Here is a 611-nt window from a genome sequence, read left to right as displayed (position 1 = left end):
AATATGACGACCGGGGCCTGCTGACCAGCGACACCGACTGCTCGGGCAGCGAGACGCGCTACGAGTGGCACCCGCGCGGCTGGCTGCTGCGGGAAATCCTGCCGGACGGCAGGCACACCGACTACGAACACGACGCGGCGGGCCGGGTCCTGACGCGCCGCCAGCCCGACCGGCCGGTGGAGCGCATTGAGTGGGACCACAACGGGCTGCCGGTGGCCTACACCGGCCCGGACAACCGGCGCTACGCGCGGGAGTATGACGCCAGCGGCCAGCTGGTGCTGACGCGAAACCCGGCGGGCCAGACGGTGCGGCTGGAGAGCGACGCGCAGGGCCGGGCGGTGCGGCTGATAAATGAGAACGGAGAGGCCACCGCCTTCCGCTACGGGGCGGACGGGCTGCTGCTGGCGGAGACCGCCAGCGACGGGGTGGTGACCGGCTACGGCTACGACGCGGCGGGCCGCCTGCGCGAGAAGGTGTTTGCCCGGGGGCACCGGCAGGCCATCCGCTGGGGCTTTGACTACACCGCCGCCGGGCTGCCCTCCGCCCGCAGCACGCCGGACGGACAGACGCGCTTTGGCTACGACGCCTGCGGCCGCCTGATAACGGCGGCG

Annotated in this window: 1 pseudogene; it reads left to right on the top strand. The window is 73.0% G+C overall.

Annotated elements, in window-relative coordinates:
- Nucleotides 1–611, top strand: a pseudogene (locus F3J40_RS24605) (type IV secretion protein Rhs); the annotation flags it as partial.

The organism is Candidatus Pantoea multigeneris (assembly GCF_011752615.1).
In the GTDB taxonomy this organism is placed as follows: Bacteria; Pseudomonadota; Gammaproteobacteria; order Enterobacterales; family Enterobacteriaceae; genus Pantoea; species Pantoea multigeneris.
Note: the sequence above shows the minus strand (reverse complement) of the source record. Positions and strands in the feature narration are given on the sequence as shown.